This is a genomic window from Cupriavidus sp. UGS-1, assembly GCF_021213615.1.
In the GTDB taxonomy this organism is placed as follows: domain Bacteria; phylum Pseudomonadota; class Gammaproteobacteria; order Burkholderiales; family Burkholderiaceae; genus Cupriavidus.
The window spans coordinates 1-19,936 of sequence record NZ_JAJQJF010000019.1; the positions used below are offsets into that span (position 1 = coordinate 1).

Sequence of the window (19,936 nt, forward strand, 5' to 3'; positions counted from 1 at the left end):
CGCGTCGCTGCGTTGTCAGCAGCAGAGAAACGAGATTATGCAGAACATTTCGCTTCTCGTCAACAGGTTGTCAGCACTTTTTTGCTGCCGCTCCAGCACCGCAGCGCCTTCGCCTTCCCCGCCAACCCCGCCGCCGTTCGGCTGCGAGGGGGCGAATATTAAGGGAGCGTGACAGCCGTGGCAAGCCCTTTTTTGCGGGGCCATCGATGTGCCCGCCGTCTCGACACTACGCCGCCTCCTTGAGACGCCGCCACAAGGTGGTCGGACTGATGCCCAACAGGTGGCACGCCGCCGCGCGATCCCCTCCGCATTCGTCCAGCACCCGGCGAATATGTTCCGCCTGCGATGAACGCGCCACACCAGCCAGCGAACGGTTGCCCGAGCGCGCGTTGACTACGGTGGGGGACGTCGCCTCCATCCCCTCGCTGCCGAACAACTCGGGTACCGTCGTCCGCAATTCGCGCAGCAACGCCTGCTCTTCCAGCGCCCGCCCCGCCAGCAGCACGGCAATCCGCTCGACCACGTTTTCCAGCTCGCGGATGTTGCCCGGCCAGCCATACGCCATCAGCCGGCTGCGCGCGGCCTCCGGCAGGCTCTCCGGGCGCGGCCACCCGAGCCGCTGCTGCGCGCGCCGGTACAACAGCTCGGCCAGTTCCGGCAGGTCCGCCTTGCGCTCGCGCAATGGCGGCATGGCGATACGCAGGATATTCAACCGGTAATAGAGGTCCTGGCGGAACGCGCCGTCGCGCACGAGCGCGGCAAGATCCCGATGGGTGGCGGCGATCACGCGCACGTTGACCGGCACCGCATCCACGCCGCCGATCGGCAGCACCTGCTTTTCCTGCAGCACGCGCAGCAGCCGGGTCTGCAGCGCGGGCGGCATGTCGCCGACCTCGTCCAGGAACAGCGTGCCGTTGTGCGCGGACTCGAACAGGCCTGCCTTGCCGCCGCGCCGGGCGCCGGTAAACGCCCCCTCCTCGTAGCCGAACAGCTCGCTCTCGAGCAGCGCCTCCGGAAATGCCGCGCAATTGATCGCCACGAATGGAAACGCGCGGCGCGGACTGGCGTCGTGCATGCCCTGCGCCAGCACCTCCTTGCCGGTACCGCTCTCGCCGCTGATCAGCACGGTCGAATCGACGGCCGCGTAGCGCCGCGCCAACTCGCGCAGCTGCCGCATTGCCGGCGACTCGCCCGCGAGATCGTCGAGCCGATAGCGAACGCCGGTCGTGCGCGCACTGGCGCGCCGGCGCAGATGGCGGTCGACCCGCTGGATCGCGTTGGCATCCTGGATCGTCAGCACCGCGCCCGCGGGACCGCCCTCCGTCACGATCGGTATCCGGTTGACCACGACCATGCGATCGCCCAGCTTGTGGATCGCCTCGAGTTCCTTGGTCCCGGTCCGCATCACGCTGTCGAGCGACAGATCGGGAGCGAGCCCCTGCAGCTTGCGGCCAACCGCATCGCCGGCCGGCGTACCCAGAAAGCGCTCCATCGCCGGATTGAACGACTGGATCCGCCCGTCGGCATCGACGGCGGCGACGCCTTCGTTCAGATGCGCGAGGATCGTATTGACGTACTCGCGCCGGCTCGACTCGATGCGCCGCAGCCGCGCCGCCTCGATCGCGTCCTCTAGCGCGAGCTTGACCGACTGCCCCGAATACAGGAACACCCCCGTCAACCCGAGCCGATCCGCGAGCTCCGTCACGAGCCCGGGTCCGACCACGACCTCCACGCCCTCCTGCCGCAGCGCCTTGACGCGGACAGTGGCGTCGTCCTCGGTCAGATACGTATACGACGGAATCGGAAGGTCAAATGCGCGGGCAAACTCGTCGACTTCCGGGTAGGTCGCGGCGTGCGTCACCAGCGCGACCCGCGGCGAGATGCGCCGCGCCGTGGCCAGCGCGCTGAGCACGTCGAACCCCGTCACCTTGACCAGCGTGACCGGCACGTCCACATGCTGCCGCAGATAGGCCCCATTCGACCCCGCGGCGACCACCGCGTCGAGCCGCCCTTCCCTGGCCTCCCGCGTGATCGCGGTGGCGGCCGCCTCATAGCCCTTGCCGACCAGCCGAAAGTCGGCCTGCGCCGCATAGGAAGGGATCAGATCGGCAAAGGCGCGCGACAGCCGGCTGATGCCGACCGCCCAGATGCGAGGCCGGCCAGGCGGGATCGGGGTGGCGGGGGTAGCGGAAGTCATCGATCGAAAGATGAAGGCGAATGCCGCAAGCCGTAGCGAGCGGACGAACAAAAGCGGCCACAATAGGACGTTGACGCGCCAACGAGGCATTCTGCGCCGCCCGGCGTTGCATTTCAATCGGCGACCATGAATTTCAACATTGAAATGCAACGCAAGCGCCCATAACGCCACCTGTATCGACCAGACTTCCCACAATCCCTTGTCCGGACTGGCCCGACCAGGCCATCCCGCACCGCGCCGCCCTGCTGGCACGCCGCTTGCGCGCTGCCGGCATTCCGCTCACCAGGACGCCACCATGACCCTGACTTCCCAAGACCTGGCCCGCTCGGCGGGCGCCCGTTTCCGCCAGGCCCTGGCCGACGAGCAGCCCCTGCAGGTCGTCGGCACCATCAACGCCAACCACGCCCTGCTGGCCAAGCGCGCCGGCTACCGCGCGATCTATCTGTCCGGCGGCGGCGTCGCGGCCGGCTCGCTGGGCCTGCCCGACCTCGGCATCTCGAACCTCGACGACGTGCTGACCGACATCCGCCGCATCACCGACGTCTGCGACGTGCCGCTGCTGGTCGATGTCGACACGGGCTTCGGCGCCTCGGCGTTCAACGTGGCCCGTACCACCCGCTCGCTGATCAAGTTCGGCGCGGCCGCGATGCACATCGAGGACCAGGTCGGCGCCAAGCGCTGCGGCCACCGGCCCAACAAGGAGATCGTCTCGCAGGACGAGATGGTCGACCGCATCAAGGCCGCGGTCGATGCCCGTACCGACGAGCATTTCGTCATCATGGCGCGCACCGATGCGCTGGCGGTCGAGGGGCTGGACAAGGCGATCGAACGCGCGGTGGCCTGCGTCGAGGCCGGCGCCGATGCGATCTTCCCCGAGGCGATGACCGACCTGTCGATGTACCGCAAGTTCGTCGACGCGGTGAAGGTCCCGGTGCTGGCCAACATCACCGAGTTCGGCGCCACGCCGCTGTTTACGCGCGACGAGCTGGCCGGCGCCGGCGTCGCGATGATCCTCTACCCGCTGTCGGCGTTCCGGGCGATGAACAAGGCCGCGGAGAACGTCTACGCGGCGATCCGCCGCGACGGCACGCAGCAGAACGTGCTGGACACCATGCAGACGCGCGCCGAGCTCTACGAGAGCATCGGCTACCATGCGTACGAACAGAAGCTGGATGCGCTGTTCGCGCAAGCCAAGGCCAAGTAACCAGAACAGAGCGAAGCAAGGAGACGACATGTCCGAAGCCACTCCGGCGCAAGCCACCCCGAAGCCCAAGAAATCCGTCGCGCTGTCCGGCGTCGTCGCCGGCAATACCGCACTGTGCACGGTCGGCCGCAGCGGCAACGACCTGCACTATCGCGGCTACGACATCCTCGACGTCGCCGAGACCTGCGAGTTCGAAGAGATCGCCTATCTGCTGGTGCACGGCAAGCTGCCGACCCAGGCCGAACTGACCGGCTACAAGGCCAAGCTGCGCGCGCTGCGCGGGCTGCCCGCCAACGTCAAGGCGGCGCTCGAATGGGTCCCGGCCTCGGCCCACCCGATGGACGTGATGCGTACCGGCGTGTCGGTGCTGGGTACGGTGTTGCCCGAGAAGGAAGACCACAATCTGCCGGGCGCGCGCGACATCGCCGACCGCCTGATGGCCTCGCTCGGCTCGATGCTGCTGTACTGGTACCACTACAGCCATAACGGCCGGCGCATCGAGGTCGAGACCGACGACGATTCGATCGGCGGCCACTTCCTGCATCTGCTGCACGGCCGCAAGCCGAGCGAGCTGTGGGAGCGCGCGATGCACACCTCGCTGAACCTGTACGCCGAGCACGAATTCAACGCGTCGACCTTCACCGGCCGCGTGATCGCCGGCACCGGTTCCGACATCTACTCGGCGATCTGCGGCGCGATCGGCGCGCTGCGCGGCCCGAAGCACGGCGGCGCCAACGAGGTCGCGTTCGAGATCCAGAAGCGCTACGACACGCCCGACGAGGCCCAGGCCGACATCACCCGCCGCGTCGAGAACAAGGAGGTCGTGATCGGCTTCGGCCATCCGGTCTACACGACCGGCGATCCGCGCAACCAGGTGATCAAGGAAGTCGCGCGCCGCCTGTCGAAGGACGCCGGTTCGATGAAGATGTTCGACATCGCCGAGCGGCTGGAGACGACGATGTGGGACATCAAGAAGATGTTCCCCAATCTCGACTGGTTCAGCGCGGTCAGCTACCACATGATGGGCGTGCCGACCGCGATGTTCACGCCGCTGTTCGTGATCGCGCGGACCTCCGGCTGGGCCGCGCACATCATCGAGCAACGCATCGACAACAAGATCATCCGCCCGAGCGCCAACTACATCGGCCCGGACAACCTGAAGTTCGTGCCGATCGAGAAGCGCCGCTGATCCGGCAGACCCAAACGGAAGCGGCCGCGCCACGCGCCGCTTCCGTCCCGCAGTCCCCGAGACATTCCACGGCGCGCCGAGCACGACCCCGTATCGATCCCCTCCCCATGAATACTGCCTTCCGCAAACCGCTGCCCGGCACGGGCCTGGACTATTTCGACGCACGCGCCGCGGTCGATGCGATCCAGCCTGGCGCCTATGACAAGCTGCCCTACACCTCGCGCGTGCTCGCCGAAAACCTGGTGCGCCGCTGCGACCCGTCGCTGCTGACCGCCGCGCTGACGCAGCTGATCGAACGCAAGCGCGAACTGGACTTCCCGTGGTTCCCCGCGCGCGTGGTCTGCCACGACATCCTCGGCCAGACCGCGCTGGTGGATCTCGCCGGCCTGCGCGATGCGATCGCGGACCAGGGCGGCGATCCGGCCCAGGTCAATCCGGTGGTGCCGGTCCAGCTGATCGTCGACCATTCGCTGGCGGTCGAGCATGGCGGTTTCGACAAGGACGCCTTCGCCAAGAACCGCGCGATCGAGGAGCGCCGCAACGAGGACCGCTTCCACTTCATCGAGTGGACAAAGAAGGCGTTCAAGAACGTCGACGTGATCCCGCCGGGCAACGGCATCATGCACCAGATCAATCTGGAACGGATGTCCCCGGTGATCCATGCGGTCGACGGCGTCGCCTACCCCGACACGCTGGTCGGCACCGACAGCCACACGCCCCATGTCGACGCGCTGGGCGTGATCGCCATCGGCGTGGGCGGCCTCGAGGCCGAGAACGTGATGCTGGGCCGCGCCTCGTGGATGCGGCTGCCCGATATCGTCGGCGTCGAGCTGCGCGGCAAACCGCAGCCGGGCATCACCGCGACCGATATCGTGCTGGCGCTGACCGAATTCCTGCGCAGCCAGCGCGTGGTCGGCGCCTATCTCGAATTCCGCGGCGAAGGCGCGGCCAGCCTGACACTGGGCGATCGCGCGACGATCTCGAACATGGCGCCCGAATACGGCGCCACCGCGGCGATGTTCTTCATCGACGGCCAGACCACCGACTATCTGCGGCTGACCGGGCGCAGCGACGAGCAGGTGCGCCTGGTCGAGAGCTACGCGAAGACCGCCGGCCTGTGGGCCGATACGCTGCAGCACGCCGAATACGAGCGCACGCTGGAGTTCGACCTGTCGACCGTGGTCCGCAACATGGCCGGCCCATCGAACCCGCACAAGCGCCTGCCGACCACCGCGCTCGCCGAACGCGGCATCGCCGCCAGGTGGGAAGCGGTGCCGGGGCAGATGCCCGACGGCGCCGTGATCATTGCCGCCATCACCAGCTGCACCAACACCAGCAATCCGCGCAACGTGATCGCCGCCGGCCTGCTGGCGCGCAACGCCAACGCGCGCGGCCTGACGCGCAAGCCGTGGGTCAAGTCCTCGCTCGCACCGGGCTCCAAGGTCGTGCAGCTGTATCTGGAGGAAGCCGGCCTGCTGCCCGAGCTCGAGCAGCTGGGCTTCGGCATCGTCGCGTTCGCCTGCACGACCTGCAACGGCATGTCCGGCGCGCTCGACCCGGCGATCCAGCAGGAGATCGTCGAACGCGATCTGTATGCGACCGCGGTGCTGTCGGGCAACCGCAATTTCGACGGCCGCATCCACCCTTACGCCAAGCAGGCCTTCCTGGCCTCGCCGCCGCTGGTGGTGGCCTACGCGATCGCGGGCACCATCCGCTTCGATATCGAGCGCGACGTGCTGGGCCACGACCAGAACGGCCAACCGGTGACGCTGAAGGACATCTGGCCGAGCGACGAGGAGATCGACGCGATCGTCGCGCAAAGCGTCAAGCCCGAGCAGTTCCGCAAGGTCTACGAGCCGATGTTCGCGGTGCAGGCCGGCAACGCCGAGACCATCAGTCCGCTGTACGACTGGCGGCCACAGAGCACCTATATCCGCCGCCCGCCGTACTGGGAAGGCGCGCTGGCCGGCGAGCGCACGCTCAAGGGCCTGCGTCCGCTCGCGGTGCTCGGCGACAACATCACCACCGACCATCTGTCGCCGTCCAACGCGATCCTGCCCGACAGCGCCGCCGGCGAATACCTGGCGAAGATGGGCCTGCCCGAGGAAGACTTCAACTCGTACGCGACGCACCGCGGCGACCACCTGACCGCGCAGCGCGCGACCTTCGCCAACCCGACGCTGGTCAATGAAATGGCGGTGGTCGACGGCAAGGTCAAGAAGGGTTCGCTGGCACGCATCGAGCCGGACGGCAAGGTCGTGCGCATGTGGGAAGCGATCGAGACCTATATGGAGCGCAAGCAGCCGCTGATCATCGTCGCCGGCGCCGACTACGGCCAGGGCTCGTCGCGCGACTGGGCGGCCAAGGGCGTGCGGCTGGCCGGCGTCGAGGCGATCGTCGCCGAAGGCTTCGAGCGGATTCACCGCACGAACCTGATCGGCATGGGCGTGCTGCCGCTGGAGTTCAAGCCCGGCACCAACCGGCTGACGCTCCAGATCGACGGCACCGAGACCTTCGACGTGATCGGCGAACGCAAGCCGCGTGCGGACCTGACGCTGGTCATCCACCGCAGGAACGGCGAGCGCGTCGAGACCGCGGTGACCTGCCGGCTCGATACCGCCGAGGAGGTGTCGATCTACGAGGCCGGCGGCGTGCTGCAGCGCTTCGCGCAGGACTTCCTGGACTCGACCAAGGCGGCCCAGGCGGCGTCCGCCGCATCGGCGGCATGAACGCGGCTCGGCGCCCCACCCTGAATCAGCACGAGGTACCCATGGTTTCCCTTCCCCAGATCCGCATCCCCGCCACCTATATGCGTGGCGGCACCAGCAAGGGCGTGTTCTTCCGGCTGCAGGACTTGCCCGAGGCCGCGCAGTCGCCAGGGCCCGCCCGCGATGCGCTGCTGATGCGTGTGATCGGCAGCCCCGACCCCTACGGCAAGCAGATCGACGGCATGGGCGCGGCCACCTCGAGCACCAGCAAGACGGTGATCGTGTCGCCCAGCACCCGGCCCGACCACGACGTCGATTACCTGTTCGGCCAGGTCGCGATCGACCAGCCCTTCGTGGACTGGAGCGGCAACTGCGGCAATCTGTCGGCCGCGGTAGGCCCCTTCGCGATCGCCGCCGGGCTGGTCGACCCCGCGCGCATCCCGCGCGAGGGCGTCGTGACCGTGCGCATCTGGCAGGCCAATATCGGCAAGACCATCGTCTCGCATGTGCCGATCGTCGACGGCATGGTCAAGGAAACCGGCGACTTCGAGCTGGACGGCGTGACCTTCCCCGCCGCCGAGATCATGCTCGAGTTCATGGACCCGGCGGCCGAAGAGGAAGGCGGCGGCGGCGCGATGTTCCCGACCGGCAACCTGGTCGACGACCTCGAGGTGCCGGGCGTCGGCACGTTGAAGGCGACGATGATCAACGCCGGCATTCCGACCATCTTTATCGACGCCGATGCGATCGGCTACACCGGCACCGAGCTGCAGGAAGCGATCAACGGCGATCCGAAGGCGCTGGCGATGTTCGAGACCATCCGCGCCTACGGGGCCGTGCGCATGGGCCTGATCCAGAACGTCGACGAGGCCGCGCGGCGCCAGCACACGCCCAAGGTGGCCTTCGTCGCCTCGCCGGCCAGCTATACCGCGTCGAGCGGCAAGCCGGTGCACGCCGAAGACATCGACCTGCTGGTACGCGCGCTGTCGATGGGCAAGCTGCACCACGCGATGATGGGCACGGCGGCCGTGGCGATCGGCACCGCGGCGGCCATTCCCGGCACGCTGGTCAATCTGGCGGCCGGTGGCGGCAAACGGCAGGCGGTGCGCTTCGGCCACCCGTCGGGCACGCTGCGCGTCGGCGCCGAAGCGGCCCAGGTCGACGGCGAATGGGTCGTGAAGAAAGCCATCATGAGCCGCAGCGCGCGGATCCTGATGGAAGGTTGGGTACGCGTGCCGGGCGACTGGAACCCTGTTGCCTGATCGCAGTAATGCCGGGGCCGCTGGCCGGCCCCGGCATGTCATGGGTGGCAAGCCATATCCTGGCCGTTAATTGCGTTTCATTGGGATGACCGGCAGGCGGGCGTCCATCGCCATAGCGGCAAACCACGCCTGCCCAGACCTCGCAGGACTCAACCAAACAGCACGCTGTTCATCAACGCCTTGGCCACCACGGTGCCCGCTTCGGGCTGCTCGGCATAGACGGTGATTTCCGTGGCGATCTGCCGCTGGCCGCGGCGCACCACGGTCGCGACGGCGCGCAACGCGGCCGCCTCGGCCGGCGCGACATACTGGATCGACAGCGCGCTGGTCGCCCCGCCGCGGACCTTGTCCGGGTCCGCGCCGGACGCCGCGGCCGCCGCGCCGGCGATATCGATCAGCGTCGCAATGACGCCGCCATGCACCGTCCTGCCGACCGTGACATTGCCCGGGCTGAACGGCAGCACCAGTTCGACATGCTCGGGCGCCAGCACGTCGAGCGCGACGCCGAGCGTGCGGGCGACCGGCGAGCCGATCAGGATTTCCTCGACCATCGCGCGAACGCGGGGGGCGACCTCGGCGTAGGTCCCGGCAGCGGAGAGTGGGGGCAGCGAAGACATCATGCGGGCTCCTGAAAAGAAAATCGTTGGCCTGTCGTGGTGAGTCGATGATGGCAGCCGGCGCGGCGCACGTTCAATTACCCGACAGGTAATCCGCTGGACGACGCGCCCGACTGAATCGCAGCCCAGCGCGCCGGCACCGCCTCACCCCGCCGCTTATAATGGCCGCCTTTGCCTCGCCCAGCCGCCATGCCGCCTACCCGCCCCGACACCGCGTCAAACCCGCTCGCCCTGCCGGACACCGCCGACACCACCGGCACCACCGACGACAGCCTGTTCGACCGTCCCGACAGCCCCTGCATCGGCATCTGCTCGACGCTGTTCGACGAGGTCTGCCAGGGCTGCGGCCGCACCGCGATGGAGGTCAGCAACTGGGTCTTCATGAGCGACGCGGAAAAGCAGGCGGTGTGGGAGCGCATCACGCGCGAAGGCACCGCGCGCCGTTTCCAGCGCGACTGAGCGCCAGACGCGTCGAAGCGCCCTCACCGGCTCGCCCCGCTGGTCCGGCGGCCGCCATCGCCCGCCGCGGGCGTCAGCACCAGCGTCTCGAACGCTTTTGCTCCAGCCGGATGCCCGGCACCCCGGATCGTCACGTACTCACCGCGTGCCCATTGCTCGGTCCAGTCGCGATAGTGCGGCGACAACACGTTGCCGGACTGCCCGGTCGGCGTGATGAAGCGCGAGGCGGACAGATCGGCCAGGTCGTAGATCGCGCGCACGCTGGCGCCATGCACGTTCTCGAAAGGCGCCTGCTCGTCGCCGATATTGTGGCGCCCGGCATTGACCGTATAGGTATCCCCGCCGGTCGGCACCTTGACGTTGAAGAACCCTGCCAGCGACGGCACCCTGGCGAACGGCCGGTGTTCGGCGCGGGCCGCGTGGGCCTGGCCCCAGCGCCAGCGCCGCGGGTCGTCGCCATAGCGCTGCTGCAGATCGGCGATCGCACGTTTCCACGCCGCGCCCATCTGGTCGTTGCAGTCCTCCGGGGCCGGCGTCTTCGGATCGTCGCACCAGAAGCGGCCGAGACCGCGCGAGCTGCGCAGGATGTTCAGCATCGCCTGTTGCACATTGCGCTGCTCCCACATGCGCGCGAACACGCCGTCGCCGACCTTGCCCTCGAACATGCCGCGCGACAGCTCGCGCAGCCACGCGGTGGCGACCAGCGGCTCGGTGCGGTCCGCCGCCATCGTGCCGTCCCAGCGTGCCAGCGCGGCAAACAGCTCGCGCTCTCGGGCCGGACGCGAGTCGTCGGCGGCGATCGAGGCGCCGAGCAGCAGCGGCAACGCGTCCTTGACCGCCAGCGACAACTCGTCCTTCTGGATCGCCGCGAACGTGTCGAGCGTGTGCGGCCGCCGCGCGGCCAGCAAGGCGCGGATGCGGTCGTGCCGATACGGCACCGTCCATTCGCTGGTCAGGAAGAACGGATAGTCGTCCGGCACGATCTTCTGGTTCGCGGTCACGACCACGCCGCCGAGCGGATTGAGGCTGCGCGGCAGCTTTTCGAACGGGATGAAGCCGCTCCAGTCGTAGCGCGCGTCCCAGCCCGGCGCCGGCGCCAGCCCCTTCAGATCGTTGGCGGCGTTGCGCAGCGGCACGCGGCCCGGCGCGAGGAAGCCGATATTGCCGTCGACATCGGCATAGACCGCGCTCTGCTGCGGCGTGTGGAAGTCGCGCAGCGCCTCCGTAAAGCTGGCCCAGTCGTGCGCGCGGTTCAGCTTCAGGCCGGCCTGCACGGTGCGATCGTCGGGCCGCAGGGCCACCCATTGGAACGACACCACATACTGCGCACCGAGCGGCGCGACGGCGGCGGCCAGCGGGTCGGCGACATCGGAGATCACCGGCCCGTGGCGCGTCGAGCGGACGCGGATCGTCACGTCGGGCTGGTCCTTGACCCGGATGGTCTCCTCGCGCACCGCGAAATCGGCCCAGCCATCGGGCGTCTGGTACTGCTCGGGCCGGCCGGGACGCAGCCGTTCGATATACAGGTCCTGCAGATCCGGCGCGGTATTGGTGAAGCCCCAGGCGATGCGCGGCGTATGGCCGATCACGACCACCGGCATGCCCGGCAGCGTGGCGCCGGTCACGTCGAGTCCCGGCGCGCGCAGCGTCGCGAAATACCACAACGCCGGCGCCTGCAGGCCCAGATGCAGGTCGTTGGCCAGCAGCGGCTTGCCCGAGCGCGTATGGGCGCCGGATACCACCCAGTTGTTCGAGCCCATGCCCTCGACCAGCCCCGGCGGCGCCGCGGCCTCGACGCTCGCCATCGCCGTGGTCAACGGCGCCAGCTGCCGATACAGCGCCGGATAGTCGGTCGTGCGCAACGGCTGCTCGCCCGGATACGGCGCCAGCAGTTCGTTGATGCGCGACAGCGGCAGCGTCTGCGCCAGCCGCATGCGCAGCACCTCGCGGCTCCAGTTGGCGCTCAGGTCCCAGGCCATCATCGTCTGCCAGGCCAGCGTATCGGCCGGCTCCCAGCGCTCCGGCACCGTGCGCAGGATCGCGAATTCGGGCGGCAGCGGGCCCTTGTGGCTGGCGATGCCGGCATTGACGCCGTCGGCATAGGCCTGCAGCGCGGCGCGGGTCTCCGGGGTGCTGGCGGCGAAGGCGGCCTCGGCGTTGCGGCGTACGCCGATGGTGCGCAGGAAGCGATCGGTCGGGAGCGCGCTGGCCCCGAGGATCTCCGCCAGCCGGCCCGACGCGATGCGCTTGTTCATCTGCATCTGCCACAGCCGGTCCTGCGCATGGACGAAGCCGAGTCCGAAATAGGCGTCGAGCGGATCGCCCGCTTCGATGCGCGGAATCGCGTGGCGGTCGCGCACGATCGTGACGCGCCCATGCAAACCCGCCAGCGCGACGGTGCCCGCCACCGCCGGCTGCGACGCCTGCCGATACCAGGCATAGCCGCCGATCGCCGCGGCCAGTACCAGACCCGCCAGGATCACCGTCAGCCATGCCAGCCGCTTGAGCCAATGCATCGCCTGTCCCTCCCCCGTCCAACCGTTCGTTGCGGTGTCGTATTGTTGTCGACGTGCCGTTGATGAAGCGCAGTTGCCGACGTGCTGCCCTTGATTATCGCCGACGCAAAAATGCCCGGACAGGCCGGGCATTTCCAAAGCGGTCGGCGCTCAGGCCGCGGGCTTCTTCAGCTGCAGCGCCTTGTACTCGAGGAACTCCTCGAGGCCGTACTTGCCGGCCTCGCGTCCATTGCCCGACTGCTTGTAGCCGCCGAACGGCGCCATCATGTTGAACGGGCCGCCATTGATGTCGACCTGGCCGGTACGGATGCGGCGCGCGACGCGGATCGCCCGCGCCTCGTCGCCCGACCACACGCCACCGCCGAGACCATAGACGCTGTCGTTGGCGATGCGCACCGCGTCCTCCTCGGTGTCGTAGCAGATGATCGACAGCACCGGGCCGAAGATCTCCTCCTGCGCGACGGTCGCCTTCGGATCGACGTTGCCCAGCACCGTCGGCTGCACGAAGAAGCCCTTGTCCAGCCCGGCCGGCGGCTCGGTGCCGCCCGCCACCAGCTCGGCGCCCTCGTTGAGCCCGCGCTGGATGTAGCCGGTCACGCGGTCCTTCTGCGCGGCCGAGATCAGCGGACCCAGCCTGGTGGTTTCCTGCAGCGGATCGCCGACGGTAAAGCCCGCCACCACCTTCTTGACGATTTCCTTGACCTCGTCATAGCGGGCCCGCGGCACCAGCATCCGCGTATGCGCCGAGCAGGTCTGGCCGGAGTTCAGGAAACAGGCGTTGATCGTGCCCTTGACGGCGGCCGGCAGGTCAGCGTCGTCCAGGATCACCGAGGCGGACTTGCCGCCCAGTTCCAGCGCGACCCGCTTGACGGTCTGCGCGGCCAGCTCGGACACGCGCTTGCCGGCGCGGGTCGAGCCGGTGAACGACACCATGTCGACCTCGCGATGGCTGGCCAGCACCTCGCCGACCACCGGGCCGTAGCCGGTCACCAGGTTGAACACGCCCGGCGGCAGGCCGGCGGCCTCGATGACCTCGGCCAGCACGAAGGCGTTCAGCGGCGCCACTTCAGACGGCTTGAGCACCACGGTGCAGCCGGCGGCCAGCGCCGGCGCGACCTTCAGCGTGATCTGGTTCAGCGGGTAGTTCCACGGCGTGATGGCGGCGACCACGCCGACCGGCTCGCGCACCACCAGCGAATTGCCGACCTCCTCCTCGAAGGTGAAGGACTCGACCAGCTTGGCGGCCTGGCTCCAGTTGAAGACCGGGCCGCCGACCTGGATCGCGCGGGCCAGCTTGATCGGCATGCCGACCTCGGCCGCGATCAGCTGCGCCAGCTCCTCGGTGCGCGCCTTCAGGCCCTCGGCGATCTTGCGGATATAGTCGGCGCGCTGCTGCGGCGGCGTCGCGGCCCAGCCGTCGAAGGCGGCACGGGCGGCCTGGATCGCGTCCTCGGCATCGCGCGCATGGCCCTCGGGAATCCGGCCCATCACCTCTTCGGTGGTCGAGTGGATGACGTCGATCTGCCCGGTGCCGTGCGGGGTCACCCATGCGCCGTTGATAAACAGTTTGTCTCGTTGCTGCATAGCCACAATTCCTCGGTGAGCCGTCAGGCGTATTGCCCTTCGGTGTTTCCAACCTGATTCAGGCGTTTCAGGGCCTTTGCCGTTGTTATCGATTTTTTCTGTGCCGCCATTGTAAAACCGATTTTGTCGGCCGATATCGCTTCGCCGCATCGCGTTCGCCAGGCGCGCGCCAATATGCCGCCGATCATCGCGCGCGCTCAGGACTCGGGCCAGGCCACCGCCCCGGCAACCCGGCCATGAAAAAAGGCCGCAACGCATCAATCGCGTTGCGGCCTTCATCGGCTCGCTGGCAGAAACGGAAGCCCGATCAGCCGGCGATACCCTGCGACTCCAGGTATTCGTCGTAGGTGCCCAGATAATCGGTCACCGTGCCGTCGGTGCGGATCTCGATGATCCGGGTGGCCAGCGCACTGACGAATTCCCGGTCGTGCGACACGAAGATCAGCGTGCCGGTGAACTTGTCCAGCGCGATCTGCAGCGACTCGATCGACTCCATGTCCATGTGGTTGGTCGGCTCGTCGAGCGCCAGCACGTTATGGCGGCCCAGCATCAGCTTGCCCCAGATCATGCGGCCCTTCTCGCCGCCGGACAGCACCTTGACCGACTTCTTGATGTCGTCGGCGGAGAACAGCAGCCGGCCCAGCGTGCCGCGCAGCGACTGGTCGTCGTCGCCGGCCTGCGTCCACTGGGTCATCCAGTCCATCAGGTTGGTGTCTTCCGGGAATTCCTCGTAGGTGTCCTGCGGCATGTAGCCGACGTTGGCGTTCTCCGCCCACTTGACGCTGCCGTGGTCGACCTCGATGCCGCGCTGCACGCCGGTCTGCACCGCGCCGTCCAGCAGGCAGCGCAGCAGCGTGGTCTTGCCCGCGCCGTTCTCGCCGATGATCGCGACGCGCTCGCCGGCCTGGATCGACAGCGACAGATTGTTCAGGATCTGGCGGTCGTAGGCCTTGCTGATGTTCTCCGCGGTCACCGCCAGGTTGTGCAGCTTCTTCTCGAACTCGAAGCGGATGAACGGGTTCTGGCGCGACGACGGCTTGATGTCCTCGACCTTGATCTTGTCGATCTGCTTCAGGCGCGAGGTGGCCTGGCGGGCCTTGGACTTGTTGGCCGAGAAGCGGCGCACGAAGTCCTGCAGCTCGGTGATGCGCTCCTTGGCGCGCGCGTTGGCCGCCATCTGGCGCTCGCGGGCCTGCATCGACGCTTCCATGTAGTCGTCGTAGTTGCCCGGGTAGACCTTCAGCGTGCCGTAGTCCATGTCGGCCATGTGCGTACAGACCGAGTTCAGGAAGTGGCGATCGTGCGAAATGATGATCATGGTGGAATTGCGCTCGTTGAGCACGTGTTCCAGCCAACGGATCGTGTTGATGTCCAGGTTGTTGGTCGGCTCGTCCAGCAGCAGCACGTCCGGATTCGAGAACAGCGCCTGCGCGAGCAGCACGCGCAGCTTCCAGCCCGGCGCGATATTGCTCATCGTGCCCTGATGCTGGTCGGTCGGGATGCCGACGCCCAGCAGCAGCTCGCCGGCGCGCGCTTCGGCCGTGTAGCCGTCGTATTCGGCGTACTTGGCCTCGAGCTCGGCGGCCTTCATGTAGTCTTCGTCGGTCGCTTCCGGGTTCGCGTAGATCGCGTCGCGCTCCTGCGCCGCGGCCCACATCTCGGTATGGCCCATCATCACCACGTCGAGCACGCGCATGTCTTCATAGGCGAACTGGTCCTGGCGCAGCTTGCCCAGGCGCACGCCCGGTTCCAGCATCACGTTGCCGGCGCTCGGCTCCAGGTCGCCGCCGAGGATCTTCATGAAGGTGGACTTGCCGCAGCCGTTCGCGCCGATCAGGCCGTAGCGGTTGCCCTCGCCGAACTTGACCGAGATATTCTCGAACAAGGGCTTGGGGCCGAACTGCATGGTGATGTTTGCGGTAGATAGCACGTCGAAGAACCTTTTGGAATGCGGTGTAGCGGTGATGGCGGCCGGTGAAGGCGGCAAATCGGCGAAGCAGCCGACGGCGTGCCGCATGGCGCGGCGGGCTGGGCCAACGGAGCGACCGTGGCGCGTGGCCGGACAGGCCTGGGCCCTTCACCTCGCGAAGAATCGGAGATTTTACCATTCCTCGCGCAATCGGGCGCGAGGACGGCGGCGAGTGGGGAAGCCGGGCTGCGGTGGGAGCCTGCGACCCGGGCCGGGTGCCGGGTGCGATGCTGCGGGCGCTCGGCGGGACGCTCAGGCCGGACGGGCCAGCAACGGGTGCCCCGACATCGTCAGCGTGAAGCCATCCGCCGTGGCCCGCAGCGCGCCCAGCCCGCCGACCGGCAGCGTCAGCTTGCGCGGGCAGTGGCCGAACGGCAGCCCGGTGACGATCGGCACCGGCAGGCGCTCGCGCAGATAGGCCACCACGGCCGGCAGGTCGTAGCCATTGTCGTAGTCGCTGACGCGGTAACTGGAGAAATCGCCCAGCAGGATCGCGCGCTGCGCGGCGAGCACGCCGGCCTGCTCCAGCTGCAGCAGCATGCGCTCGACGCGGTACGGCGGCTCGTTGACGTCCTCGAGGAACAGGATGCCGCCATCGACCTGCGGCAGGTACGGCGTGCCCAGCAGGCTGCACAGCATCGCCAGATTGCCGCCCCACAGCGTGCCCGCGACCTCGCCGGAGAACGGCTGGCCGCCGTCCTGCGGCGCGTCGATGTCGACGGTATAGGACGACGCGCGCAGCAGGCCGTCGAAATGCCGCCACATGAAGGCATCGACCGGGTCGGCGCCGAAGTCGGCCAGCAGCATCGGACCGGCCAGGCTGATGCCGCCCGCCTTGGCGAGATACGCCAGCTGGAATGCCGTGAAATCGCTGTGGCCGACGATCGGCGTGGCCGCGCGGCGCGCCTGCGCGGCGATGCGGTCGAAATCGATGCGCGGCAGCAGACGCGCCAGGCCGTAGCCGCCCCGCACCGCCAGCGTCAGCGCGCCGGAAGCCCCGGTACCGATGCCATGCAGGTCGGACAGCCGCTCGTCGTCGGTGCCGCCGAAACGCTGATGGCGGCGGTCCAGCACCTCCGGGTTGGCGATGCGGTAGCCGTGCGCCTGCAGCCAACCGCAGCCGCGGGCGGCAACGGCCATGTCGTGGGGATAGCCGGAGGGTGCGATCAGGCGGACTTCGATGGGCGCGTTCATGCGTCGGGCGTTCCCTGCGGATCGGATGACGGTTCGGTGGCGGAGCCGGTGCCAGGCTCGGTGACAGCCTGCCCGCCGGCGCGGTCTGCCTTCTGCGCGCGCCGCCGCGCCCGGAAGAAATCGCGCAGCAGCTGGCCGCACTCGTCGGCCAGCACGCCGCCGCGGATCGTGGTCTGGTGATTGAGCCGCGCCTCGGCGAACAGGTCGAGCACGCTACCGGCGGCGCCGGTCTTCGGATCGGTGGCGCCGAACACGACGTGACGCAGCCGCGCGTGCAGCATTGCCCCGCTGCACATCGCGCACGGTTCGAGCGTCACGTACAGCTCGCACTCCGGCATCCGGTAATTGCCGACCACCTGCGCGGCCGCGCGCAGCGCCTGCATTTCAGCATGGGCAGACGGATCGCGCGAACGGATCGGCAGGTTGTGGCCGCGAGCGATGATCGCGTCGTTCCAGACCACCACCGCGCCCACCGGCACCTCGCCGGCCGCCTCGGCCAGGCGGGCCTCCTCCAGCGCGGCGCGCATGAAGCGCTGGTCGCGCGCATCGGCCAGCGGGCCCTCGAACGGCGGCGTGGCGATGGCTCCGGTAGCGGCGATAGGCGATGGCGGCGGCGTGTCTGTCATCGGCGGGTCATCGGCGGGTCATCGTCGAGTCGGTTGTCGGCACCTAGGCGGTCGGATCGAGCCGGATCAATCCTGCGCCGGCGCGACGGCGGGCGCGGTGACCTCGGCCCAGCAGTTCGGCGTTTCGAACAGCACCAGGCGGGTCAGCTGCAGATGGTGGCCGAAGCAGTCCTTGAACACCGGCGCCAGCATGTCGAAGGCGATCTGCGCCAGGTTCTCGACGGTCGGAATCGCGTCGAGCACCACCGTCTTGTGCCCCTCCATGCCGCGCAGGAATTCGAGCAGCGCGGTGTCGCCGCGATGGATCAGGAAGGCGTGGTCCCACTTGTCGACCAGATGCCGGTTGGCCAGCGCCTTGATGTCGCTGAAATCCAGGATCATGCCTTCGTCGGCCGCGCCCTCGCGATGCAGCACCTCCCCCGACAGCGTCAGGTCGAGCCGATATCGGTGGCCATGGATATTGCGGCATTGGCCGCCATGGTTGGGGATGCGGTGGCCGGCGTCGAATTCGAGGCGGCGCGTGATCGAGACTTGCTTGTTCATGAAGGCCGGTGCCGGGACCCGGGCGGCAGACGCCTAGCGGATGCCCAGCAGCTTGTGGGTTTGCAGCGAAAGGCGCCAGCGCGGATGGCGCTGGCAGAAATCGACCGCGATGGCGGTATTCTCGCGCGCCAGCGGGCCATCCATCGGCTGTACGAGGAAATAGCGGAAATCCAGCGCCTCGTATGCCGCGAAGTCCTGGCCGGGCTGCGGGATCACGACCTTGAGCTCGTCGCCGCGTGTCACCACCAGTTCGGCGCCCATCTTCGGGCTGACGCAGATCCAGTCGATGCCGTCCGGCACCGCGATCGTGCCGTTGGTCTCGATCGCGATCTCGAAGCCCTGCGCGTGCAGCGCGTCGATCAGCGGCGCATCGAGCTGCAGCAGCGGCTCGCCGCCGGTGCAGACCACCAGCGGGCGGCCGCCCGCGCCTTGCGGCCACTGCGAGGCCACCTGCGCGGCCAGTTCCTCGGCGCTGCGGTATTTGCCGCCCAGCGTGCCATCGGTGCCGACGAAATCGGTATCGCAGAAGCGGCAGATCGCCTGCTCGCGGTCCTGCTCGCGGCCGGTCCACAGATTGCAGCCGGCGAAGCGGCAGAACACGGCGGCGCGGCCCGCGTTGGCGCCCTCGCCCTGCAGCGTGTAGAAGATTTCCTTGACGGCGTAAGTCATGCTCGGGGTCGTTTCGACCTGTCTGTTCGACCGATGGGTTCGAACTGGATGGTGGCGTCGGATCGTGCCCTGGCTATGCCAGCCCTTCTGCTGCCATGCAGGGGCGGATGCCGGTGCGGCTGGCCCTGGCGGAGGCGTTTCCGGTCGCGCAGGGAAACGCGACAGTATACCAAAGACATCTCAATGCCGCAGGCGCCTGGCTGGTGGGCGATCCGAGGTCTGGCGCGGGGCTTCGTCCCGCATCCGCGCCGCCAGAAAGTCCAGAAAGCAGGCAATCCGCGCCGACAGCTGGGTGTTCAGATAGTAGACCGCATGGATGGGCTGGCGCACGTCGAGGGTCTCGCGCGGAAACAGCTGCACCAGGTCGCCGCGGGCCCGATCCTGCGCCGTCATGAAATCGGCCAGGCACACCACGCCCTGGCCGGCCAGCGCCAGCTGCCGCAGCGTCTCGCCGCTGGAGGCGGACACCGCCGGCGTGATCTCGACATCGTTGCCGGCCTCGTCGCGCAGCGGCCAGCGGTTCAGGCTGTCGGGCTGCGTGAAGCCGAGCAGGCTGTGGCCGGCCAGCTCGCCCACCGAGCGCGGCCGCCCGTGCGCCTTCAGGTAGGCGGGGCTGGCCAGCACCCGCAAGCGGCTGTGGCACAGCGGCCGCGCGTGCAGCGTCGAATCGCGCAGCGCGCCGATGCGGATCGCGACATCGGTGCGGTGCTCCAGCAGATCGATGATCTGGTCGCTGCTGTGCAGCTCCAGCTCGATCTCGGGATAGGCGCGGCGGAAGTCGTCGACCAGCGGCACCACCACATGGAGCATGAACGGCGAGGCGGCGTTGATGCGCAGCTTGCCAGCCGGCTTCTGCCGCCGCAGCGCGATCTGGTCCTCGGCCTGGTCCACCGCGCCGAGGATCGCGCGGGCATGCGCCAGCAACGCGGCGCCCTCCTCGGTCAGCTCCAGCCGGCGCGTGGTCCGCCGCAGCAGCGCGGTGGCCAGCTTGTCCTCGAGCCGGGCCAGCGCCCGGCTGACGCCCGAGACGGTCTGGCCGAGCTGGTCGGCCGCGGCGGTGATCGAACCGCTGTCGACCACGGTGACGAAGGCCAGCAATTCTTCCAGGGTCATTTTCATGTCGGGTTTCCTGCGGGATCGAATCGCACCCGCTCCCAGCCGGGCCGATCCGGGTTTGCCGCGATTATTGACTACCGATC

The 19,936-nt window shown here is 68.4% G+C and carries 15 protein-coding genes; 5 read left to right on the forward strand and 10 right to left on the reverse strand.

Annotated features, from left to right (window positions below):
* Nucleotides 1-226: 226 nt before the first annotated feature.
* The gene (prpR, locus tag LRR16_RS20340) at nucleotides 227-2,197 is read right to left on the reverse strand and encodes a propionate catabolism operon regulatory protein PrpR (RefSeq protein ID WP_232206934.1); all 1,971 of its coding nucleotides are present in this window, start codon (nucleotides 2,195-2,197) and stop codon (nucleotides 227-229) included.
* Nucleotides 2,198-2,492: 295 nt separating this feature from the next.
* On the opposite strand from prpR, the gene prpB reads away from it, so the two are divergent.
* The 4 genes from prpB (at nucleotide 2,493) to prpF (ending at nucleotide 8,560) form a co-directional block, all read left to right on the forward strand.
* A complete protein-coding gene (prpB, locus tag LRR16_RS20345; protein ID WP_043438308.1) occupies nucleotides 2,493-3,401 on the forward strand; it encodes a methylisocitrate lyase in 909 nt (302 codons plus the stop codon).
* A 28-nt stretch (nucleotides 3,402-3,429) separates the two neighbouring features.
* Entirely contained in the window at nucleotides 3,430-4,590 is a 1,161-nt protein-coding gene (gene prpC / locus LRR16_RS20350) for a 2-methylcitrate synthase (RefSeq protein WP_023263919.1), read from the forward strand.
* Between the two features lie 107 nt (nucleotides 4,591-4,697).
* The gene (acnD, locus tag LRR16_RS20355; protein ID WP_064577057.1) at nucleotides 4,698-7,319 is read left to right on the forward strand and encodes a Fe/S-dependent 2-methylisocitrate dehydratase AcnD; all 2,622 of its coding nucleotides are present in this window, start codon (nucleotides 4,698-4,700) and stop codon (nucleotides 7,317-7,319) included.
* Between the two features lie 41 nt (nucleotides 7,320-7,360).
* Nucleotides 7,361-8,560, forward strand: coding sequence for a 2-methylaconitate cis-trans isomerase PrpF (gene prpF / locus LRR16_RS20360; protein ID WP_006578723.1), 1,200 nt, complete (start codon nucleotides 7,361-7,363; stop codon nucleotides 8,558-8,560).
* 149 nt (nucleotides 8,561-8,709) lie between these two features.
* On the opposite strand, the gene LRR16_RS20365 is transcribed toward prpF, so the two are convergent.
* Nucleotides 8,710-9,180, reverse strand: a complete 471-nt coding sequence (locus tag LRR16_RS20365) for a PaaI family thioesterase (RefSeq protein ID WP_064577058.1) — start codon at nucleotides 9,178-9,180, stop codon at nucleotides 8,710-8,712.
* A 186-nt stretch (nucleotides 9,181-9,366) separates the two neighbouring features.
* Here LRR16_RS20365 and LRR16_RS20370 point away from each other — a divergent pair, with 186 nt between their 5' ends.
* Nucleotides 9,367-9,636 carry a DUF1289 domain-containing protein gene (locus LRR16_RS20370; RefSeq protein ID WP_370646865.1) on the forward strand — a complete coding sequence of 90 codons (270 nt, stop codon included), beginning with the start codon at nucleotides 9,367-9,369 and terminating at the stop codon, nucleotides 9,634-9,636.
* 23 nt (nucleotides 9,637-9,659) lie between these two features.
* On the opposite strand, the gene LRR16_RS20375 is transcribed toward LRR16_RS20370, so the two are convergent.
* The 8 genes from LRR16_RS20375 to LRR16_RS20410 all read right to left on the reverse strand — a co-directional run bounded on the left by LRR16_RS20375 (nucleotide 9,660) and on the right by LRR16_RS20410 (nucleotide 19,856).
* Nucleotides 9,660-12,152 (reverse strand): penicillin acylase family protein, encoded by a 2,493-nt coding sequence (locus LRR16_RS20375; protein WP_232206935.1) that lies wholly within the window; start codon nucleotides 12,150-12,152, stop codon nucleotides 9,660-9,662.
* 150 nt (nucleotides 12,153-12,302) lie between these two features.
* Nucleotides 12,303-13,736, reverse strand: a complete 1,434-nt coding sequence (locus LRR16_RS20380; protein ID WP_006578737.1) for an aldehyde dehydrogenase family protein — start codon at nucleotides 13,734-13,736, stop codon at nucleotides 12,303-12,305.
* A 307-nt stretch (nucleotides 13,737-14,043) separates the two neighbouring features.
* A complete protein-coding gene (locus LRR16_RS20385) occupies nucleotides 14,044-15,666 on the reverse strand; it encodes an ABC-F family ATPase (RefSeq protein ID WP_232206936.1) in 1,623 nt (540 codons plus the stop codon).
* Nucleotides 15,667-15,957: 291 nt separating this feature from the next.
* Nucleotides 15,958-16,899, reverse strand: coding sequence for a muramoyltetrapeptide carboxypeptidase (gene ldcA, locus LRR16_RS20390; RefSeq protein ID WP_232206937.1), 942 nt, complete (start codon nucleotides 16,897-16,899; stop codon nucleotides 15,958-15,960).
* A complete protein-coding gene (gene tadA / locus LRR16_RS20395) occupies nucleotides 16,896-17,525 on the reverse strand; it encodes a tRNA adenosine(34) deaminase TadA (protein ID WP_232206938.1) in 630 nt (209 codons plus the stop codon). The genes ldcA and tadA overlap by 4 nt, the downstream gene beginning before the upstream one ends.
* Before the next feature lie 66 nt (nucleotides 17,526-17,591).
* Complete coding sequence (queD, locus tag LRR16_RS20400; RefSeq protein WP_232206939.1) at nucleotides 17,592-18,068, reverse strand: 6-carboxytetrahydropterin synthase QueD; 477 nt, start codon at nucleotides 18,066-18,068, stop codon at nucleotides 17,592-17,594.
* A 33-nt stretch (nucleotides 18,069-18,101) separates the two neighbouring features.
* On the reverse strand, nucleotides 18,102-18,737 hold the full coding sequence (gene queE, locus LRR16_RS20405) for a 7-carboxy-7-deazaguanine synthase (RefSeq protein WP_232206940.1): 636 nt from the start codon (nucleotides 18,735-18,737) through the stop codon (nucleotides 18,102-18,104).
* Between the two features lie 180 nt (nucleotides 18,738-18,917).
* Entirely contained in the window at nucleotides 18,918-19,856 is a 939-nt protein-coding gene (locus LRR16_RS20410) for a LysR family transcriptional regulator (protein WP_023263505.1), read from the reverse strand.
* Nucleotides 19,857-19,936: the final 80 nt, after the last annotated feature.